Genomic DNA, 19,593 nt, shown 5'->3' with positions numbered 1-19,593 from the left:
TAATCAATTGTGTTGAAAGAGGCGATCTCTTATTCCGTTGCAAACAGTCAAGCTGTGAGATTGGTACAGATCACCGATCCTCACTTATTTGCCGATCCTGATGCACAATTACTGGGAGTGAATACTGCGCACAGTTTAGAAGCCGTGTTAAATACTTTACTTGCCACTGCGTATCTAGCCGATTTAATGCTAGTGACTGGGGATATTAGTCAAGATTATACAGATAAGTCCTATCATAACTTTATTCAAGCGATTCAACCTGTGGGATTACCTTGCCATTACTTACCGGGTAATCATGATGACTTACGGTTAATGAATTTACACATGCAAGGTGAGAGAGTGCATGGTCATAGATGTATTGATATTGGTCATTGGCAAATTTTGATGCTCAATTCAACGATTAAAGGCTCTCCTGGTGGCGAGATGTCTGAATCTGAGTGTGAATTTATTGAGCAAGCGATAGAAGCGGCGCCAGACAAACATGTGTTACTTGCTATGCATCATAATCCGATTTTGGTGGGGTGTTTGTGGCTCGATAATCATTGGATGAAAAATGGTGATGCATTTTTAGCGCATGTAGGCCGTTTTCCTCAAGTCAAAGGGTTGCTCTGGGGTCATGTTCATCAAACCATAGAAGAAACATATCACGGCCAATTTGGTAACATAAAGTTAATGGCTACCCCTTCGACTTGTATTCAATTTAAGCCTAAATCAGATTATTTCGCATTAGATGCGCTCCAGCCGGGTTATCGTTTGCTGGATCTCAATGCAGATGGTAGCATTCTTACTAATGTGTATCGTGTGCCAGGTGAACACTTTTCGCCTGACAAGGACGCTGGCGGTTATTAATCCTTTTCTCAAGATTGAAGCGATGAATTTGATGAAAGGTGAGTCGTAACCGCAGCATGGGGATGTATGCTGCTCTATATTCATGGTTTTAATAGTTCTCCGTTATCCGACAAAGCTGTGATGACGGCGCAATTTATGGCCCAATATTACCCTGATGTGACATTTTGTCAGCCTCAGTTGCCCAGTGATATTCAAGCAGCCATCAGCTTACTTGAGAGTATTGTTGAAAAGGCTAAAAAAGAAGGGCAGAAATTACATTATATTGGTTCGTCACTAGGGGGATATTTAGCGAGTTATCTTGCTGAACATCATGGTGGACAAGCGGTATTGATTAATCCCGCTGTGGATCCTGATGTGTTGTTTGATGCGCTAATCGGCGAGCAATATAATCCTTATACGAATGAAACATACCAGATTAAACCTGAGCATAAAACCCAGCTTATGGCCTATAATACGCCTGTTATTTTGCATCCTGATCGTTTTTTAGTGCTGTTACAAACCGGTGATGAAGTGCTGGACTATACTCTTGCAGTAAAAAAATATCATTGTTGCCAATTACTTATTCAGCCCGGCGGAAATCATAGTTTTATCGGATATGATAAGCAGCTGACATCGATTTGTGACTTTTTGCAGCTAGACCATTAAACTCTAAGGGCAATTAAGCCCTAATATTATAAGAATTAAGTTTGCCATGACTAATCAATATACCTCTGATGCCATTGAAGTGCTAAATGGACTTGAACCTGTAAAACGCCGGCCCGGTATGTATACCGATACCACTCGCCCGAATCATTTAGGTCAAGAAGTGATCGATAACAGTGTGGATGAAGCACTTGCAGGTCATGCCAGTAAAATCGAGGTTATTTTACATAAAGATAATTCCCTTGAAGTGATTGATGATGGCCGAGGCATGCCTGTGGATATTCACCCAGAGGAGGGGATCCCTGGCGTTGAATTAATTTTGACTAAGTTACATGCTGGGGGGAAATTCTCCAACAAGAATTATCAATTCTCGGGTGGGCTTCATGGTGTAGGGATCTCGGTTGTTAATGCCCTTTCGAGTCGAGTCGAAATCACGGTAAGACGTAATGCTCAAGTTCATGACATGGCGTTTGAACACGGCGATAAAGTGGAGCCATTAACGATTACAGGGACTTGTGGCCGTCGTAATACGGGAACTCGAGTGCATTTTTGGCCTGATCCAAGTTATTTTGATTCAGAAAATTTTTCTATTTCTAAATTGATTTATTTATTGCGCGCAAAAGCAGTACTGTGCCCAGGTTTAAAGATAAAGTTTGTGAATAAACAAACCAATGAAACCGAAGAGTGGTGTTTTGAAAGTGGTTTGGAAGATTATCTAAAAGCCACGGTAAAAGGGGCGGTAATGTTACCCCAAGCCCCTTTTGTAGGGAGTTTTAAAGGTAATTTAGAGGCGGCAGATTGGGCGATTACTTGGTTACCTGAGGGGGGAGATTACCTTAACGAAAGTTATGTTAACTTGATCCCAACCGTGTTAGGTGGAACCCATGTCAATGGCTTTAGACAAGGCTTGTTAGAGTCTATGCGGGAGTTTTGTGAATTTCGCAATCTCATTCCTCGAGGTTTAAAGCTGAGCCCTGAAGATATATGGGATCGCAGTTCCTTTATTCTATCGGTGAAAATACAAGATCCGCAATTTGCAGGACAAACCAAAGAGAAATTGTCTAGCCGCCAGTGTGCCGCCTTTGTGTCTGGTGTGGTTCGGGATGCTTTTAGTTTGTGGCTAAATACTCATACTGAACAGGCCTTAGCGCTGGCTGATATGTGCATTAATCATGCATTGAAGCGGCTGAAAGCGGCCAAAAAAGTGGCCCGTAAAAAAGTGACTTCAGGACCGGCATTACCTGGGAAATTGACCGATTGTAGTGGTCAAGATCCTATGAAAGGTGAGTTATTTTTAGTGGAGGGGGATTCTGCAGGTGGCAGTGCTAAACAAGCTAGAGATCGTGAGTTTCAAGCGATTATGCCCCTTAGAGGTAAAATCCTTAATACTTGGGAAGTAGACGCTTCTCAAGTATTAGGATCCAGTGAAGTGCATGATATTTCAGTGGCCATTGGATGCGATCCAGACAGCGATAATATCTCAGAGCTTCGTTATGGTAAAATTTGTATTTTAGCGGATGCTGACTCCGATGGTTTACACATTGCCACTTTACTTTGTGCCTTGTTTTTAAAACATTACCGAGTGTTGGTCGAGCAAGGTCATGTTTATGTTGCCATGCCCCCATTGTTTCGAATCGATATCGGTAAAGAGGTGTTTTACGCACTGGATGAAGCTGAAAAAGAAGGCATACTCGATAGACTGGTTGCTGAAAAACGCAAAGGGAAAGTACAAGTGACTCGCTTTAAAGGATTGGGGGAAATGAATCCTTTGCAATTGCGAGAAACGACAATGGATCCCAATACGCGTCGTTTAGTGCAGCTAACCATTGATGATGCAGAAGATACCATGGCTTTGATGGATATGTTACTTGCCAAAAAACGTTCTAATGATCGTAAGGCTTGGCTCGAAACTAAGGGTGATTTAGCACAAATTTAGTGTTTTAGCTTCTGGTTACATGAATGGTTAAGGGAATAATCTTAGGGTAATGATCATGATACGTATTCATAGAAAACAATGGTTTGGATTATGGTTATTGACGGTTTATGCGTGGAGTGTTCAGTCCCATGCTGTTGATTTATCAAAGGTGAAAGTGGCCGATGGATTTTCAATTAGCTTATATGCTTCTAATCTAGGGGATGCAAAACAATTAGCCATAGGCGATAAAGGTACGTTATTTATTGGTACAGGAAAAAGTGGGCTTATTCATGCGTTAGTTGACACAAATGGCAGTGGTCGTGTCAATAAACGCTATGTGGTGGCTCATGGCCTGAATATGCCGGAAGCAATTGCTTTTTATCAGGGCGATTTGTTTGTGGCGAGTGAGAAAAAAATTTTACGTTATCGGGATATTGAAAACAATCTTAGGCGACGTGTTAGGCCCGAAGAAGTGTATAAGAAACTCCCTGCTGAGGTGATAAAAAGTCGCCGTGCCATGCAATTTGGCCCAGATGGACGTTTATATGTCAGTTTAGGTGTGGATTGTAATGTGTGTGAGGCTAAGCCACCTTTAGGCCAGATGTTAGCGATTAATATCGACACCGGTGACAGTGAAGTGATTGCAAAGGGGATCCGTCGAGTGACAGGGTTTGATTGGTCTAAAGATAATCAATTGTGGTTTGCCGATTTAGGGCGAAATTGGCTCGGTGATAATTTACCAGCAGATGAGATTAATCGAGTGGATCAAGTGGGCGCCCATTATGGTTTTCCATATTTTCATGGTAAAGCGGTAAAAGAAGCGGCTTTTACTAAGCCTAAAGGCCTGAAAGTGACTGAACCTGTGTATGAGTTACCGGCACATGTGGGTCCAATGGGATTGCATTTTTATCGTGGGCATCAATTTCCCAGTCAGTATCAAAATCAACTCTTTGTTGCTGAAAATGGCTCTTGGAATCGTTCAAGTAAAGTGGGCTATCAAGTCATGTTATTGGTGCTTGAGTCTCAACGGGTGGTTAAACGGAAAACCATGGTGAGCTTTTTAGACAGTGAATTTCCGATAGCTCAACCTTATTCTTTAATCACGGCACCTGATGGTGCTTTGTTTATTTCTGATGATTTTAAAGGTCGAGTTTATCGACTCTTTTATAATAATAATGATCATCAAGTACAGGATATTTTATAGATGAGTGATGCAATAGATTTAAGCCTTGATGGGGTAGAGCAGATGCCACTGCGCCGCTTTACCGAAGAAGCTTATCTGAATTATTCGATGTATGTGATTATGGATCGTGCATTGCCCCATATTGGTGACGGACTCAAACCCGTGCAACGTCGTATTATATATGCGATGAGTGAATTAGGGATCACGGCGCAATCGAAACATAAAAAATCAGCCCGTACAGTGGGTGATGTGTTAGGTAAATATCATCCTCATGGTGACAGTGCTTGTTATGAGGCCATGGTATTAATGGCTCAACCTTTTTCTTATCGTTATCCGCTCGTGGATGGACAGGGTAACTGGGGGGCACCGGATGATCCTAAATCGTTTGCCGCGATGCGTTATACCGAAGCCAGGCTTTCAAAATGTGCTGAAGTGCTGCTCGGTGAGCTAGGTCAAGGTACGGTTGATTGGGGAGTCAACTTTGACGGTACCATGAAAGAGCCTTTAGTGTTACCGGCGCGCTTACCTCATATTTTAATGAATGGTATTACGGGTATTGCTGTGGGCATGGCGACTGATGTGCCACCACATAATGTCAAAGAGCTAGTGTCTGCTTGTGTGGAATTGTTAGATAATCCAAAGGCGGATTTAGAGCGCTTGATGGAATGTCTACCTGGGCCTGATTATCCTACCGATGCGGAAATCATTACCCCTGCCGCCGACATTAAAAAAATGTATGAAACAGGAAAAGGTTCCATTAAGCAGCGAGCAGTCTATAGCGTTGAGTCGGGTGAGGTGGTGATCACTGCGTTGCCGCATCAAGTGAGTGGTGCCAAATTATTAGAGCAAATTGCCGGGCAAATGCAGGCAAAGAAATTGCCTATGGTGTCCGATTTACGTGATGAGTCGGATCATGAAAATCCGGTACGCATAGTGATTGTCCCCCGTTCTAATCGCGTCGATTGTGAGCAATTAATGGCCCATTTGTTCGCGACAACGGATCTGCAAAAAAGCTATCGGGTTAATTTAAACATTTTAGGATTAAATGGTCGTCCACAGGTTAAAGGGTTAAAACAGATTTTAACCGAGTGGCTGGAATACCGTTTTAATACTGTTAAGCGTCGATTAGAGCATCGATTAGATAAAATCTTAGCGCGGCTGCACATCCTTGATGCATTGATGATTGCTTTTTTAAATATTGATGAAGTGATTGAAATTATTCGTCATCATGATGATCCGAAAATCGAATTAATGAGCCGGTTTGCGCTCAGTGAGCTGCAAGCTAATGCCATTTTAGATTTAAAATTACGTCATCTAGCAAAGTTAGAAGAAGTCAAAATCAAGGCCGAGCAAAGTGAACTTGAGGCTGAGCGCGATAAGTTACAGCTTACATTGGGCTCAGATCGCCGCATGAAAACCTTGATTAAAAAAGAACTGCAAAAAGATGCGCAGGCTTATGGTGATGATAGACGCTCGCCTCTAGTGGTGAGGGCTGAAACCAAAGCACTCACTGAACAAGAATTGATCCCTGTCGAAGCGGTGACAGTGGTGTTATCTGAAAAGGGTTGGGTACGTTGTGCTAAAGGGCATGATGTTGATGGTACAACCTTGTCTTATAAAGCAGGTGATGCCTTCTTAGGTTCAGCGGCGGGGCGCAGTAATCAGGCCAGCGTTTTTATTGATTCTGGTGGCCGTGCTTTTACGACAGACACTCACAGTTTACCTTCAGCGCGCTCTCAGGGTGAACCGATCACGACACGCTTCAATTTGGCGCCGGGTATGAGTGCGCAACATGTGCTCCTCAGTGACGATGAGCAATGCTACTTACTGGCAAGTGATGCGGGTTATGGTTTTATCGCCGATTATAAGGATATGATTTCAAGAAATAAAGCGGGTAAAGCCTTACTTACTTTACCAAGCAATGCGAAGGTATTAGTGCCGCAAAAAGTCAGCGTTGAACGTAATGAATCCATTCTGGCGATTACGAATGAAGGACGCATGTTACTCTTTGGCCTTGATGCTTTACCTCAATTGTCTAAAGGTAAGGGGAATAAGATTATTGGTATTCCCACTGAGCGGGCGAAAAACCGAGAAGAATTACTGATCCATTTACAGCTCGTGCCTGTGGATACGCCAGTCACATTGTGGGCGGGTAAACGTAAGCTCACTTTAAAACCCAGTGACTTAGAGCATTACCGTGGCGAGAGAGGCCGGCGAGGTGCTAAACTGCCTCGGGGCTTGCAGCGTGTCGATAAGGTGACCTTAGAAGATATGCCACAGAGCCCTTCTCAAGAGTAATATCGTGCTACGCACTGATAAACATTTGGCCCTTGTGTTTCTTGTTACTTGTACAAGAGTAAGGGCTTTTTTATGCTGATTTTATTTTTCAGGCTCTGCAGACTTTTTAACAAACATCCATAGGATATAGCTTACAATTCCAATGGTGCTAAAAATGACTATCATAGACAGCAAGCCGATGGCGTTACCAAACATGAGATCAAGCCAAAATGCCATTATTAAATCCTTTTTCTTTATTTTTCTTCAGTGACAAACAATATAGCTTTGCTGGTAGTCTGAACCATTGATCTGGATCAATCAGCTTAGCCTAAACAGAAGTGAGCAAATAGAATCAATACACTTTGTTAACATGCTCACATTTTTTCGAGCACTATGATGTGATGTAGGTGATGTAAAGGAAGGAGGATTCAGGATTTAAAAAAGCCTGCAAGAGGACTTCTGAGTGAATTTCGCGCGGTCAGTGATAAACTTCAAGTAAAGTACTTGCCATTAGGCGGCGCTTGAGTATAATTCTCTCCAACTTAACGGGGAGCAGTATTAGTACTACTTTTGTTAAGTCACAGTATTAATGAAGCCGGTGTGGTGGAATTGGTAGACACGTCGGATTCAAAATCCGATTTCTTCGGAAGTGACGGTTCAAGTCCGTCCACCGGTACCATTAATACTCATTTCAACTTTTTAAAAGTTGAAATATTATAACCGACCTAGCGTCGGTTTTTTTGTGCCAAAAATAAGCCGCTAAAGACAGGAAGGGCATACTTGTGTAAAGGTATCTTCGCCTTGAAGGATAACCTGAACTCGGGTTAAGCAGCGCTGCTTAATACCGCTATCTTTTCCCCTATCTGTGTTGTTTTTTCTACTAATAGCTAACTATTAGATACGGTATTCCATTTAGTCATGATTTGAGATGAGCATAACCTGTCCATGCTGTTAAGTGCTTAGGTAAAAGTTTTCAAAGGTTGGGTTTCCCCCTATAGACTGCTAGAACCCATGGGATATCAGATAGTCGATGTACCTAGAAAAGTGAAAACTCAAAAAATACCGGATAACTTCAACTCAGAGACTTAGGCTGCCGCAATTGTTTCCTCCATTGATGGGGAGTCCCCTTCATTTTTCCAGACTTTATTCGCGGCTAGGTATCACGGATATAAATAGTCCTTCGGCTCTGGTAAAGCCCGAAATTAAGAGAAGCAAATTGAAAAACATCATCATCTTTTTCATTATTAACTCCTTCTAATGAGAGAGTGGTTCGAGCATTACGGGGCACTTAGTCGATTCAACGAGTGAGTATAGGTTATGAGCATTTTTCGTTGTTGTGAGTTGCATTAGGTTTATTTAACCATTTTTTCGCAATTTATATTAATGGGTTGGAAAACTAATTAACAATGATAAATTTAAATGCATTGATTTATCAGGTTATTACGGCTTGTGTCTGAGGAACTTGTCCTAATGAACATTTAATACGGTCAAGTTGTTGGGCTTACCGACTTCTACTTTTCCTGAGGCGTACAAGACTTTCTTCCCATCCAGTATTTTCATTGTTGCGGATGTGACGACCGTATCCAATGCGTTTCTTGCATTGTGAATTCGTGCTGTATTGATATCGATTTTCTTTGCAGTTTGTAGCCACTTGGGGTTGTAGCTAGGCTGCTTGCCGTTGCCCCCGAGTATTTTTGTTCCCCACAAATCATCAGCGGTTTCTACATTTATGTCATAAACTCCGTCAGCTACGCTATCACGATTGATGGCCTGTTGTGCGCTCTGTTCGACACGTGTCCAAGCATTTTCTCGAGCTTGATTCCATAGTGTGAGTCTTGATGTTTCATTTCCGCCATCCCATGCCGCTTTTATTAAGTGTCCCCAAATGAATCCATTGCTTGGAGTTAATAAATCTTTGGTTGCATCGTTATCAGGGGCGACTCTAACTTGAGTATTATTGATTGTTGGTGGTGTATGGGATGCGCCTTTTGTTTTCCAAGCACCTCGTTCTTTTTCGATGGTGCCATTGATTGCTTTTAACTGATAAGGGAAATGTTTTTCTTGGCCTGCACTTAAATGAATATTGTGGTCTTGTGTATACGCATGGGGTTGAACAATAGCAGGTTTGGGTAAGTTAAAGTGCATTTTAACATGATCAAGCTTGGTACCGGATAAGTGTTCCATGCCGTTTTTTAAATGATCGGGTAGTCCTGTATTACTCGGTTTAAGCTGTAGTTGGCTAATATTGTGTTTAGGTCCTTTTGTGGTTTCTTTTACATTCTTGGAAGGTGTTTTCTTGGTTAACAGTGGGGTTTTGGAAGTTTGATATTGCTGTTTATGTGTGATTTTTGTTTGATAGACTGACATTATTCCCCTTCCTATATGATCTATTTTTCTAATTAGAATTAAGCATAGTTGCTACAAAGAAAATGAAAAATTAAATTATTATGGCTCTTAAAGTATCAGCCTGATGTTTCAACTAAACTGAAACCATATTCCAAATCAATTTGAAGAAAAGCGAGTTAACGATGGCTTATTTTCCCGTGAGCAAAAATCGATGGTTGAATATGGCAGGCTATAAAAAGAGTGTGTTGTTAACCGGTGAGGCCGATTTGTTGGTGGCAGAGGCATTAATTCAATTATTAGTGATTGAACCTCACACTTCGGTGGCGGCGCATTATCACCAATCAACGCTGGAAGTATTTCATATCACATCCGGTGCAGGGAATATGGTGATTGATGGTGAGTTATTCCATTTAACCAAAGGGGATACGTTAACCTGTAATCCTAAGGCTATTCACAGTGCAGAAAATCCTTATGCTGAACCCTTTGAATATATCGTGTTTAAAACCCATTGGAGTGAAGGAGATTGTATTTGGGTGTGATGTTTTTGATGGTTGGACTCTGTTTTATCGCGTAAAAAAAGGTAAAAGCGTTGGGTGTTACGTCAGTTAACGACTGTTTTTTAAAGAGTGCTTCTTCATTTTGTCTTGCCCCCCTTTTTTGCTAGACATTTATTTATCTGAATTTAATTGTTTTTAATTAGATATTCTAGAGTGTGGGCATTTTTTATGTCTTCAGTGTTGTTTGTGAAGTGTTCAATGCATTGGTTGGGTACGACTGAACCTTTTATTGCTTTTTTTATCTGAAAAAGGACCACTTTCATGATAAACAGAGTGAATGCGCTTAATGAAACAGATCTTTTTGCATATTGGCAGCCATAAAACAGGGAGCTCTTCGATTCAAGAGGCTTTGTTAGCACAGCAGAGTGTATTGCACCGACAGAATTTTCATTATTTTGATATAAAAGGCCCTTCGGGTAAGCATGGACACCCTAATGATTGGGTGATGACTGATGATGTCCATTCCGGTCATGCACATGTATTAGCATTAGATAAATTAAGGCGATATTGTGAAGATGTGGATCAAACCAATATTATCTTTTCCAATGAGATGCTGAGTTGGATTTTTCGTGAAAGCCGTATTGCTCATATTCGCCAAGCTCTGTTAGGGTTTAATGTGAAAATCATTGTGTATATTCGGCGGCAAGATAAACAGATGGTTTCGCATCATCAGCAAGGTTCAAAAGGAATGAATCCTGCGATGAGTTATTATGCCAGCTTACCGACAGCTTTACCTTCTCAAGGCTTTCATCGGTACCTAAACTATTTTGAAAAGTTGAGTATGTGGGCGGATGTGTTTGGTGAAGAGAATATGATTATTCGCTTGTTTGAACCTGAAAGTTTTGAGAAAGGTGATGTGGTACAGGACTTTTGTCAGCAATTAGGCGTTGAGGGTATTAAAGGCGTGCGAGTTAACACGTCCAATGGGTTTGAAAAAACCAAAGTGGGTCATTTAATTAACCAAACCTTACCTAAGAGTGAATTAGCTTGTTTGTTACGTAGTGGGTTGAGTAATCAGGGGAAATTATTACCCTCAAGAGCGGAGGCTAAGCAGTTATATCAACGATATATTTACAGTAACCAAAAGCTGAATGCTCGGTTTAATTTGTCATCGCAATTTGATGATGTGTTTAATCCTGATTTCTCATGTTATCCCGACATTGCTGGCGATCAGTGGGATGAAGACTCAGCGAATCTTGCTATAAAGCGGTTATTGACGGTGTTAGCACCGCTCGCTGAGTCTACGTGGTTTAATTTTATATTGAAGTGTTATCGTTATCGATTGCGCTTTTTACATCGGACTATGGCTAAACGCCAAGCCGATGTTAACACTCCCTAACTTTGTAATATTTTCAGTGGCAGTCCCAACATGCTGTCACCTGTGCCGGCAAAATACCAAATAATGGCAATAAGTAAACCGACAGTGATGAAATACCAAAGGGTTGAGAAAATTTGACCGTATCTATCGAGCGGTAATAAATGGCTTTGGTGGCGGGTTTTCCATTCGAACATGATTTCTGCGCTGCCGATAAGCAATAGAAAACCCAGTAAGGCTAATCCCAGTGTATAGCTGATATAGATGCCGATGGCTGCGCCTAGCGCACAAGCAATGAGGCCAGCGACGCTATTCATGGAAAAACTGATACTTTTTAAAATATGCCCGCCATCTAAAGGGAGAATAGGCAGTAAATTAAACAGATTCAATAATGCATTAAAAGCGGCCAGTCCGGCAAAAAAGATGTGGCCTGTTATCCAATAAAGGATCAATGAGATAATGGACATGAGCAGTCCAAATGTTGGCCCCATGATGGAAATGACGACATCTTGCCAGCGAGTATTAATTTTCTCATCACTGAGTGCGAGTCCTCCCATAAAGGGAATTAAATAAATGCCTTTGGTTTTCATGCCAAAATATTTCATCGCTCGAATATGGCCATATTCATGGAATACCAAGCAGGCAATCAATGCCATAGCAAAGTGAAATGAAAATAGCCAAGAGTAAGCGGCAACACTGGCTCCCGCTAACACGACTTTGATGATTTTTGCACTTTTAAGCAGTTTAAATCCCAATGATGCCAGTCCAATTAGACTGAATGGTTTTTTGGCTTTAACGGGTTTAATCGGGACTTGGCGTTCAATATCTTTGGTATCACGAGCGCCTTCACTGAGTAAGACTTCATTTTTAAAAAGCTGGTAATGAATAGAGAAAGGTTGCCAGTGTAAATCTGTTTCAAGCTTAATTTGGAGTTGCTGTGTTAGTTGAGGTTCATCAGATTGAGTTTGTTGTTTATGTTGCACCGATAGCTCAAAGGTATGTGTTTTTTTACCTTCGTTGTCGCTACTTGCATCAATTACAGACACTAAGGTATCTCCCCAAAACAGTTGCTGCCAACCTGCCATAGAGCCTTCCAGCCTTAAGGGTTTTCCGAGACAATCGATGTTGATTAATTCCACTGTGATATTCACCTAGTCATTGTGTTAATGGTATTAGCCCATATTCTTATTTACTTTGCACTCTTTTGGTTGCACTTGCGCAACATTTATTTCAGTGAAGCTTTGCCAGTAAGTTAGCCTTGATTAGAGTAAATTTTATAGTGATTGGTTTCGGCTCTTACATGCACTTGTTTAAAATACATTTCTATGGTGTCGGCATAGGGTAGATGGCGATTCGCAACGATATAGAATAAGCCCGTTTTGTTCAGTTTCAATGCGCTGTCTTGTACAAAGGTTTTAGCAATTTGGGTCGTGGCGGACAGTCCATCATGAAACGGCGGGTTTGAGATAATGCCGTTATACTGCGTGTTGGTTTGACTAAGGCCATCGGATGCAAAAATATTGGCCTTGACGCCATTGGCTTCCATGGTCAGTTTGCAGGCTTCAAGCGCCATGGCATTGATGTCTACACAGTCGATGTTAAGTTCAGGCTGAGCTTTTAATAACGCGGCTGCAATGACGCCAGCACCACAACCAAAATCTAATATTTTCCCGCTCATTTTAGGGAGATGTTCCAGTAATAACTGGGTGCCAGCATCGAGGCGTTTTTCGCTAAATACACCCACAAGATTACAAATGGTGATCTCGCCTTGTGGCGTACTGAGCTGATATTGGCTAGCCCAATCTTGAATATTGATACTGGGTGCCACACCATGTAATTCACTGCAAAAGAGTAAGCAGTGACGGGCATTATCCAGTTTCAATGGCTTGCTGAAATAATCAGGCACTTGTTTAGGAATAGACTTGATGCCGCCTTTATTCTCACCTGTGATTATGAGCTGCCCATTTGGTTTTAAATGATGGCCGGCAAGGTTTAGCAAATAAGGCACTAATGATTTGGCTTTTGGATAATAAATGATGACACTATCAAACAATTCGTCATGAGGAAGCTGATGACCAAAGTGGACCGCTAGATTATCAACTTTATGATGCTCAATGTGTAAATAATGGTGATAATCCAATGCCAATGCGCAAACTTTTGATGTGTTTTCCAGTAATTCAACGGGGAGTAAATCACTTTCATAATTGAGGATTAATACTGAGTGGTCATCGACTAATTCGCGATTACGTAAAATAATTTGAGAAGGATTGGTTAGCACTGGCGTCACATTAAGGAAGAATTTGCGCCATTATACGTTATTTTTTTTTTGAGCGTGAAGTATCTTGAAACCTTGATACGTTACTTTCTTTTGAGCGTGAAGTGTCTTGAAACCTTGATAGGTTATTTTCTTTTGAGCGTGAAGTATCTTGAAACCTTGATAGGTTATTTTCTTTTGAGTGTGACGCGTCTTGAAACCTTGATAGGTTATTTTTCTTTTGAGCGTGAAGTATCTTGAAACCTTGATAGGTTATTTTCTTTTGAGTGTGACGCGTCTTGACCTTGATGCGTTATTTTTCTTTTGAGCGTGAAGAGTCTTGAAACCTTAATTGGTCAGACTCTTCACGCGGATTGATGGGGTGAGTTTAGGGCAAGAGGCTGATCATTTTTTTAGCAATATCGGTATTGTCTTGATGACCTCTAAATAAATTCGCACCAGGACCGTCGGCAAAGACTTGTACATCAACGCCAGTGTGGCCTCCTGATGTCCAACCTGTATTGGATTTTTGGTTGATGAGTTGTTTTATTGCGGTTGTAAGAGCCTTGGTGCTTTTCTCCTTTGCTATCGCTAATTGCTGCAACTCGTGACTGTCAGGGGTAAAACCTAAACTGTTTATCATGTTTTGCTGCCAATTGGGATCATCTTTGGTGTTGTTGGCAATGCGTTTAGGGCTAGCGCTCACTCCTTTAATCAGGCTTGTATCCCAAGCATAAACACCGTTTGCGCCGATGGACAATCCGCCAGTATTATGATCGGCTGTGATCACCACAAGGGTGTCAGGGTGGTCGCGCACATATTGCTCAACCACTTCGATGGTGTTGGCAAACTCCTCCATTTCCCCCATGGCGCTGACGATATCATTATCATGGCCCCCCCAGTCAATGAGGCTACCTTCGATTAAGAGCACAAAGCCTTTAGGGTTTTGAGAGAGGAGCGAGATGGCTTTTTGTGTTTCTTTGGCTAAGCTATTGGCTCCCTTATTATTGACGGCTAAGGGGAGCTCAACATCTGCAAATAAACCTAGTACTTTGGGTTTTTGAATACGGTTCAGTTCAGATAGCTCAGTAATATATTGATAGCCTTTTTCTTTGAACTTTTCGATTAATTCATCGGAGAAGTAGCGCTGTCCTCCGCCTAAAATGACATCTGCATCGGTATCAAGATAACTCTGTGCAATGGCGACGTAGTTCTTTCGGCTTTCATTATGGGTGAGAAAGCCTGCTGGTGTTGCATGGTTGACTTGCGATTTTACGGCTACCCCTGTCGACATGCCTTTTTGCTTGGCAATTTGCATAATGGAGCTGATGGGCTTTTTATGCTCATCAACGCCGATAGCCCCATTATATGTTTTAATGCCTGATGAAAGCGCTGTCGCTGATGCGGCTGAATCTGTGACATAACCACTGACTCGAGCAGGATAAGTACTGGCCATGCCGACGAGTAGCCTATCAAAAACCGTTTCTTCGACTTCTTCTGTATTGGGATTGTCTTGATAATAACGGTAAGCACTGGTGTACTCTGGGCCCATACCGTCACCGATCATAACAATAATATTTTTAGGTCGAGTGGGGGCTTGTTGAATATTGACGTCAGTATCGGTCGTGTTTGCTGCCGCAGTTAGGGGGAACATAATATTAACTGCACACACCAACAACATCGCTTTTTTCAAAAGCATGGTGGTTTTCCTGTTTTAAAGTGAATAAATTTACACCGTGACTGATGAATCGCCAGTCACGGGTATATATGTTAGTGACAAGATTTATTTAACTGTTATAGTTATTTACACCTCGTTTTCATTATGGTGAGAATAGTAAAAGGATGCGTATGAAATTACACTTCTTTTATGACACTTTTAGTGACTATTTTTCATACCTGAGGTGTGACAGTTGAATCTTGATTGAATGAATGAGTGTTAGTTTTGGTATTTATTTCTTAATAATGAGTTTGTTACATATTCTTATGGGCCTTTGCTTCTCACTTTCAATGAGAAAATGAAAGACACTTAGGAAGGAATGGTTTAAAAAAATAACGATAAGTTTGTGTTTTTTAAACCATAATTATTACTTTTTATTGATTAATATATCTTTAGGTTAACATTTGTTCATCGAATATCGGTTACTTGTTACCCTTAGGGAGTAAATGGATCATGTTTTTAGCGATGTCGGTATTATCTTGATGTCCATGAAATAGAATGGAACCTGAACCAGTTGCAAAGACTTGTACATCAACGCCAGTATGACCTCGGCTTGTCCAGCCAGTGTGAGAGCGATGATTAATGATCTGAATAATGGCATTGGTGAAATGCTCAAGATCCTGCGCTTTAGCGTTATTGAGCTCTGCTATTTCATCGCTGTTTAATGCAAAGCCAAGTTGCGTTGTTAATTTTTCTTGCCAGTCTTTTTCCTCCATATTGTCCGTGGCAATAGTATGGGGACTTGCTTTAATGTTTTTGATAAGCCGCGCATTCCAAGTGCCAATATTGTTTGCTCCAATAGATAACCCCCCCGTATTATGATCGGCTGTTACCACTAATAATGTTTCTTTGTGTTCTCTAACAAATTGTTCTGCGACTTCAATGGCATTAGCAAACTCATCCATTTCGCCCATGGCATTGACAATATCATTACTGTGTCCTGCCCAGTCAATGAGGCTACCTTCTACTAACAACACAAAGCCTTTTGGATTTTGCGATAACAGTTTCAATGCGGTGTGAGTTGTTTTACTCAATTGATGAGCATTTTGATTATCGATGGCCCAAGGTAATGCCACATCTGCAAATAAGCCTAATACCTTAGACTGAGCGATTGAATTTAGTGTGGAGAAATCATTAATATATTGATAACCTTTATTTTTGAATTTTTCTATTAATGCTGGTGGAAAGTATTTTTGTCCTCCACCCAAAATAATATCGGTATCACTTTGTAAATAGCTGGTAGCGATTTCGTCATAATTACGACGGCTCTCATTATGAGTGAGAAATGCAGCGGGAGTGGCATGATTGACTTGCGAGGTGACGGCAATGCCTGTGGACATCCCCTGTTGTTTCGCCAGATACATGATAGAACTCAGGGTTTGTTTGTCTTCATTCATTCCGATAGCACCATTATAGGTTTTAACACCTGAAGATAATGCGGTCGCTGCAGCGGCACTGTCTGTGATTAACCCTTCTGATGGTGCAGGGTGAGTACTTGCCATACCGACTAATAGTCTATCAAATACCGTGTGTTCAATTTCTTCTGTGTTAGGGTTATCTTGATAATAGCGGTACGCCGTTGTGTAAGCGGGACCCATACCATCGCCTATCATGATAATGATATTCTTAGCTTGTGTGGGAACGGAATTTTCCTCTAACTCTGGCGGGGAACCTACAGCGAAAACGGCGGCCGATAATAGTAGGGAAAAAGACAGTACTAAGGGAAGTGTGAGGTAAACAGGGTATTTTTTGTTATTCAGTACCATTAAGTCAATTCCTTTTTCATTTATCAATCCTGATACAAACTTAGGCGTGTTTTTATGTTGAATACAGATTTACAGTAGGGTCTTTGATTATCAGTGAATAAGTGATATTTAGTCTAGTGTATTGTTTACAGATAGTGTGTTTAACAGCAGGCTAAAATTAGTGAGGGGCTATGAATATTAGCCTGCTTTTTTACGTTAGTGTTTGAGTCGCGCTTCAATAGCATCCATTAGCATGCCGGTAATATCCACATCAAATGCAGCTTCAATTTCTTTGATGCAAGTGGGGCTAGTTACATTGATTTCAGTTAATTTGTCACCGATCACATCGAGCCCAACAAAAATAAGGCCGCGTTTTTTAAGCTCTGGGCCTAAGGTTTTGGCAATATGCCAGTCACTGTTGGATAAGGGTTGAGCGACTCCTCGTCCTCCGGCGGCTAAATTTCCTCGAGTCTCTCCTTGTTGAGGAATACGGGCTAAAGAGTAAGGAACGGGCTCACCGTCAATCACTAAAATGCGTTTGTCGCCTGCGGTAATGTCGGGAATAAAAGCTTGTACCATGGCATATTCTTGACCGTGGTTGGTGAGTGTTTCAATAATGACACCCAAATTAGGATCGGCTTTTTTCACGCGAAAAATGGAGCTTCCACCCATGCCATCAAGAGGCTTTAAGATAATGTCGCCTTTTTGCTCATAAAAATCACGAATGCGTTTTTCATCACGCGTGACTAAAGTTTCTGGCGTAAACTCAGCAAACCAAGCGGTAAACAGTTTTTCATTGGCGTCACGTAAACTTTGGGGTTTATTGACAATTAAAACGCCTTGCTCTTCTGCTCTTTCAAGCATATAAGTTGCATAGATAAATTCGGTATCAAAAGGGGGATCTTTACGCATTAAAATCACATCGAGATCGGCGAGTGGGCAATCTTGCGCTTCCTCGAGTTGATACCAATTATTCGTATCAGGAGTGACTGTTAATGCACTCATATTGGCTCTGGCTTGGCCATTGATCATGGCAAGATCTTTCATTTCCATATAGAACAATTGGTAACCGCGTGCTTGTGCAGCCAATAGCATAGCGAAGCTGGAGTCTTTTTTGATATTGATATCACTGATGGGGTCCATCACTATACCCAGTTTGATCATAACGCGATTCCTTTATTTAATACGATGAAAATTTGTGTTGAATAAATTAACTTAAATCCCCGAATTTAAGCTGTAGAGCGCTTATGGCGCATAATGCTGCAGTTTCTGTTCTTAATACTCGGGGACCTAGTAAAATATCGGTAAATTGGTGTTCGGCTGTCATGTTGATTTCGCTGTTTGATAAGCCGCCTTCTGGACCAATGAGGAGTCGAATGCGTTTTGTTGGTAATTCAAGAGTATTAATGCCATGGCTTGCTCTAGGATGCAAATTGAGTTTAATGGCATCGGATTGTTCACCACACCAGTCTTGCAAGGCCATGGCTGGGCGAACGATAGGCACGTGACTGCGACCGGATTGTTCACAAGCACTAATGACGATTTTTTGCCATTGTTGAATTTTTTTGTCTAATCTTTCACCACTGAGCTTGACGCCACAGCGTTCAGAAAACAGTGGGGTGATAGTATTGACGCCGAGCTCAACGGATTTTTGTAAGGTAAAGTCCATTCTATCGCCACGAGAGATCACTTGCCCTAAATGTAAATTGAGGGGGGATTCCGCCTGGTTCAGTGTCGATGAGGTGATAATGACGGTGACATTTTTTTTCGATGCGGCTTGAATGTGAGCTAAGTAATCATTGCCATCACCATTAAATAAGCGAACTTGTTCACCTTCGGTCATGCGAAGCACTCGACCGACATGCACTGCTGCTTCTTCGTCCAGTTGGCATTCTTGTGCGATGGTGAGCGAAGCTGAGTGATATATTCTTGGAGTTCTCATAGAATTAATGCCTTACTTTGCTACTTTTTGTTGGCCGCCTTTAGGGCCGCAGTGACGACTGACGAATGGATTGTGATTGCCTTGAATTTTAGCAATTTCTTTGTCACGTTTACATTCCATTTTATCCACAGGGTAAGTCTTGTCCCAAGCGTTGAATAATTTTAATTGGTTCTTTGCGATTGTGAGACCATATTCTTTTTTCATATAAAGATAAGTGCGAGCGATTTTACCTCGAGTGTTGACAGGAGGCTCAACTTTTCGAGCTTTAAAATCGACAATCATATGACATTGACCGTATTGTTTGGCTTTTCCATTCCATTGACTGAAACGGAAATTGCTGCGATCGCCGTTAACTTCTCCGATCGCAGGGACTAAGTTATGGAGGTCTGCTTCCATTTTTTTAAATCCGCTGTCTTTTTTACAGTTTTTTCGCCCGCCTTTTTGCCAGCATTGCTTTTGGTGACCGAATTCCCATGCGGGAACGATGTGTTCCCATTCGATGCGTCCTGCACGGATTTCTTGTTTTCTAACTTGATAGCCGCAGCGCGAAAAATCGGTATTCCATTTTTTGCCTTTGATATTGATATCACAACCGCAATAAAAACTTGTGTGGGGTAAGGTTGTCGAGTACATTTTTTTAGCCAATTTTTTGGCTTGGCTAAAGCTGCTGGGGTGAGCGGGGGAAGCACTGGTTAAAGGTGAAAAGCACATTAATATAATCGTGACTAACGAGGAAAAAAAAGCAGCTTTCAAATGAACTCCAACTGATGAATTTATTCCCATGAAACTTAAAATGCGTCTTTAAATTTCATGGGTATATGTGTTAATGCAGGGGATAATAAGGGATTGTG

General features: G+C 41.4%; 16 protein-coding genes and 1 tRNA gene. 8 read left to right on the top strand and 9 right to left on the bottom strand.

Features of this window, described 5'->3' with window-relative positions:
- Positions 1–9: 9 nt before the first annotated feature.
- The 5 genes from cpdA (at position 10) to parC (ending at position 6,887) form a co-directional block, all read left to right on the top strand.
- The gene (gene cpdA / locus Q0779_RS13280) at positions 10–849 is read left to right on the top strand and encodes a 3',5'-cyclic-AMP phosphodiesterase (protein ID WP_298773238.1); all 840 of its coding nucleotides are present in this window, start codon (positions 10–12) and stop codon (positions 847–849) included.
- 66 nt (positions 850–915) lie between these two features.
- The gene (locus Q0779_RS13275) at positions 916–1,494 is read left to right on the top strand and encodes a YqiA/YcfP family alpha/beta fold hydrolase (protein WP_298773236.1); all 579 of its coding nucleotides are present in this window, start codon (positions 916–918) and stop codon (positions 1,492–1,494) included.
- Between the two features lie 46 nt (positions 1,495–1,540).
- The gene (parE, locus tag Q0779_RS13270; RefSeq protein WP_298773235.1) at positions 1,541–3,427 is read left to right on the top strand and encodes a DNA topoisomerase IV subunit B; all 1,887 of its coding nucleotides are present in this window, start codon (positions 1,541–1,543) and stop codon (positions 3,425–3,427) included.
- 55 nt (positions 3,428–3,482) lie between these two features.
- Positions 3,483–4,610 carry a PQQ-dependent sugar dehydrogenase gene (locus Q0779_RS13265; protein WP_298773232.1) on the top strand — a complete coding sequence of 376 codons (1,128 nt, stop codon included), beginning with the start codon at positions 3,483–3,485 and terminating at the stop codon, positions 4,608–4,610.
- The gene (gene parC / locus Q0779_RS13260; RefSeq protein WP_298773231.1) at positions 4,611–6,887 is read left to right on the top strand and encodes a DNA topoisomerase IV subunit A; all 2,277 of its coding nucleotides are present in this window, start codon (positions 4,611–4,613) and stop codon (positions 6,885–6,887) included.
- Between the two features lie 81 nt (positions 6,888–6,968).
- Here the strand turns inward: parC and Q0779_RS13255 are convergent, their stop codons facing one another.
- Positions 6,969–7,103, bottom strand: a complete 135-nt coding sequence (locus Q0779_RS13255) for a DUF3149 domain-containing protein (protein WP_298773229.1) — start codon at positions 7,101–7,103, stop codon at positions 6,969–6,971.
- A 357-nt stretch (positions 7,104–7,460) separates the two neighbouring features.
- Here Q0779_RS13255 and Q0779_RS13250 point away from each other — a divergent pair.
- Positions 7,461–7,545, top strand: a tRNA-Leu gene (locus Q0779_RS13250).
- A gap of 788 nt (positions 7,546–8,333) precedes the next feature.
- Here the strand turns inward: Q0779_RS13250 and Q0779_RS13245 are convergent.
- On the bottom strand, positions 8,334–9,233 hold the full coding sequence (locus Q0779_RS13245) for a hypothetical protein (protein WP_298773227.1): 900 nt from the start codon (positions 9,231–9,233) through the stop codon (positions 8,334–8,336).
- Between the two features lie 161 nt (positions 9,234–9,394).
- On the opposite strand from Q0779_RS13245, the gene Q0779_RS13240 reads away from it, so the two are divergent.
- Positions 9,395–9,751: a cupin domain-containing protein gene (locus Q0779_RS13240; RefSeq protein WP_298773226.1), complete on the top strand. Its 357-nt coding sequence runs from the start codon at positions 9,395–9,397 to the stop codon at positions 9,749–9,751.
- Positions 9,752–10,055: 304 nt separating this feature from the next.
- The gene (locus tag Q0779_RS13235; protein ID WP_298773224.1) at positions 10,056–11,108 is read left to right on the top strand and encodes a hypothetical protein; all 1,053 of its coding nucleotides are present in this window, start codon (positions 10,056–10,058) and stop codon (positions 11,106–11,108) included.
- Here the strand turns inward: Q0779_RS13235 and Q0779_RS13230 are convergent.
- The 7 genes from Q0779_RS13230 to Q0779_RS13200 form a co-directional block, all read right to left on the bottom strand.
- The gene (locus tag Q0779_RS13230; protein WP_298773222.1) at positions 11,105–12,223 is read right to left on the bottom strand and encodes a site-2 protease family protein; all 1,119 of its coding nucleotides are present in this window, start codon (positions 12,221–12,223) and stop codon (positions 11,105–11,107) included. The two genes, Q0779_RS13235 and Q0779_RS13230, sit on opposite strands and share 4 nt — an antisense overlap.
- 113 nt (positions 12,224–12,336) lie before the next feature.
- A complete protein-coding gene (locus Q0779_RS13225) occupies positions 12,337–13,362 on the bottom strand; it encodes a class I SAM-dependent methyltransferase (RefSeq protein ID WP_298773221.1) in 1,026 nt (341 codons plus the stop codon).
- 364 nt (positions 13,363–13,726) lie between these two features.
- The gene (locus tag Q0779_RS13220; RefSeq protein ID WP_298773219.1) at positions 13,727–15,037 is read right to left on the bottom strand and encodes an alkaline phosphatase; all 1,311 of its coding nucleotides are present in this window, start codon (positions 15,035–15,037) and stop codon (positions 13,727–13,729) included.
- Positions 15,038–15,477: 440 nt separating this feature from the next.
- On the bottom strand, positions 15,478–16,821 hold the full coding sequence (locus tag Q0779_RS13215; RefSeq protein WP_298773217.1) for an alkaline phosphatase: 1,344 nt from the start codon (positions 16,819–16,821) through the stop codon (positions 15,478–15,480).
- Positions 16,822–17,016: 195 nt separating this feature from the next.
- Positions 17,017–17,964, bottom strand: coding sequence for a glutathione synthase (gshB, locus tag Q0779_RS13210; protein WP_298773216.1), 948 nt, complete (start codon positions 17,962–17,964; stop codon positions 17,017–17,019).
- 46 nt (positions 17,965–18,010) lie between these two features.
- Positions 18,011–18,742, bottom strand: coding sequence for a 16S rRNA (uracil(1498)-N(3))-methyltransferase (gene rsmE, locus Q0779_RS13205; protein ID WP_298773215.1), 732 nt, complete (start codon positions 18,740–18,742; stop codon positions 18,011–18,013).
- A gap of 12 nt (positions 18,743–18,754) precedes the next feature.
- Positions 18,755–19,453 carry an endonuclease gene (locus tag Q0779_RS13200; protein ID WP_298773299.1) on the bottom strand — a complete coding sequence of 233 codons (699 nt, stop codon included), beginning with the start codon at positions 19,451–19,453 and terminating at the stop codon, positions 18,755–18,757.
- Positions 19,454–19,593 lie beyond the last annotated feature (140 nt).

Origin of the sequence: uncultured Shewanella sp. (assembly GCF_947491715.1) — a bacterium.
Taxonomy (GTDB): domain Bacteria; phylum Pseudomonadota; class Gammaproteobacteria; order Enterobacterales; family Shewanellaceae; genus Shewanella.
This window is presented reverse-complemented; position numbering and strand designations above follow the sequence as displayed.

Bases quoted from the DNA above. Each gene is read 5' to 3' on its own strand.
- Q0779_RS13275 (WP_298773236.1), top strand. From the start codon at position 916: ATGCTGCTCTATATTCATGGTTTTAATAGTTCTCCGTTATCCGACAAA.
- parE (WP_298773235.1), top strand. From the start codon at position 1,541: ATGACTAATCAATATACCTCTGATGCCATTGAAGTGCTAAATGGACTT.
- Q0779_RS13265 (WP_298773232.1), top strand. From the start codon at position 3,483: ATGATACGTATTCATAGAAAACAATGGTTTGGATTATGGTTATTGACG.
- parC (WP_298773231.1), top strand. From the start codon at position 4,611: ATGAGTGATGCAATAGATTTAAGCCTTGATGGGGTAGAGCAGATGCCA.
- Q0779_RS13255 (WP_298773229.1), bottom strand. From the start codon at position 7,103: ATGGCATTTTGGCTTGATCTCATGTTTGGTAACGCCATCGGCTTGCTG.
- Q0779_RS13245 (WP_298773227.1), bottom strand. From the start codon at position 9,233: ATGTCAGTCTATCAAACAAAAATCACACATAAACAGCAATATCAAACT.
- Q0779_RS13240 (WP_298773226.1), top strand. From the start codon at position 9,395: ATGGCTTATTTTCCCGTGAGCAAAAATCGATGGTTGAATATGGCAGGC.
- Q0779_RS13235 (WP_298773224.1), top strand. From the start codon at position 10,056: ATGAAACAGATCTTTTTGCATATTGGCAGCCATAAAACAGGGAGCTCT.
- Q0779_RS13220 (WP_298773219.1), bottom strand. From the start codon at position 15,037: ATGCTTTTGAAAAAAGCGATGTTGTTGGTGTGTGCAGTTAATATTATG.
- Q0779_RS13215 (WP_298773217.1), bottom strand. From the start codon at position 16,821: ATGGTACTGAATAACAAAAAATACCCTGTTTACCTCACACTTCCCTTA.
- gshB (WP_298773216.1), bottom strand. From the start codon at position 17,964: ATGATCAAACTGGGTATAGTGATGGACCCCATCAGTGATATCAATATC.
- rsmE (WP_298773215.1), bottom strand. From the start codon at position 18,742: ATGAGAACTCCAAGAATATATCACTCAGCTTCGCTCACCATCGCACAA.
- Q0779_RS13200 (WP_298773299.1), bottom strand. From the start codon at position 19,453: ATGTGCTTTTCACCTTTAACCAGTGCTTCCCCCGCTCACCCCAGCAGC.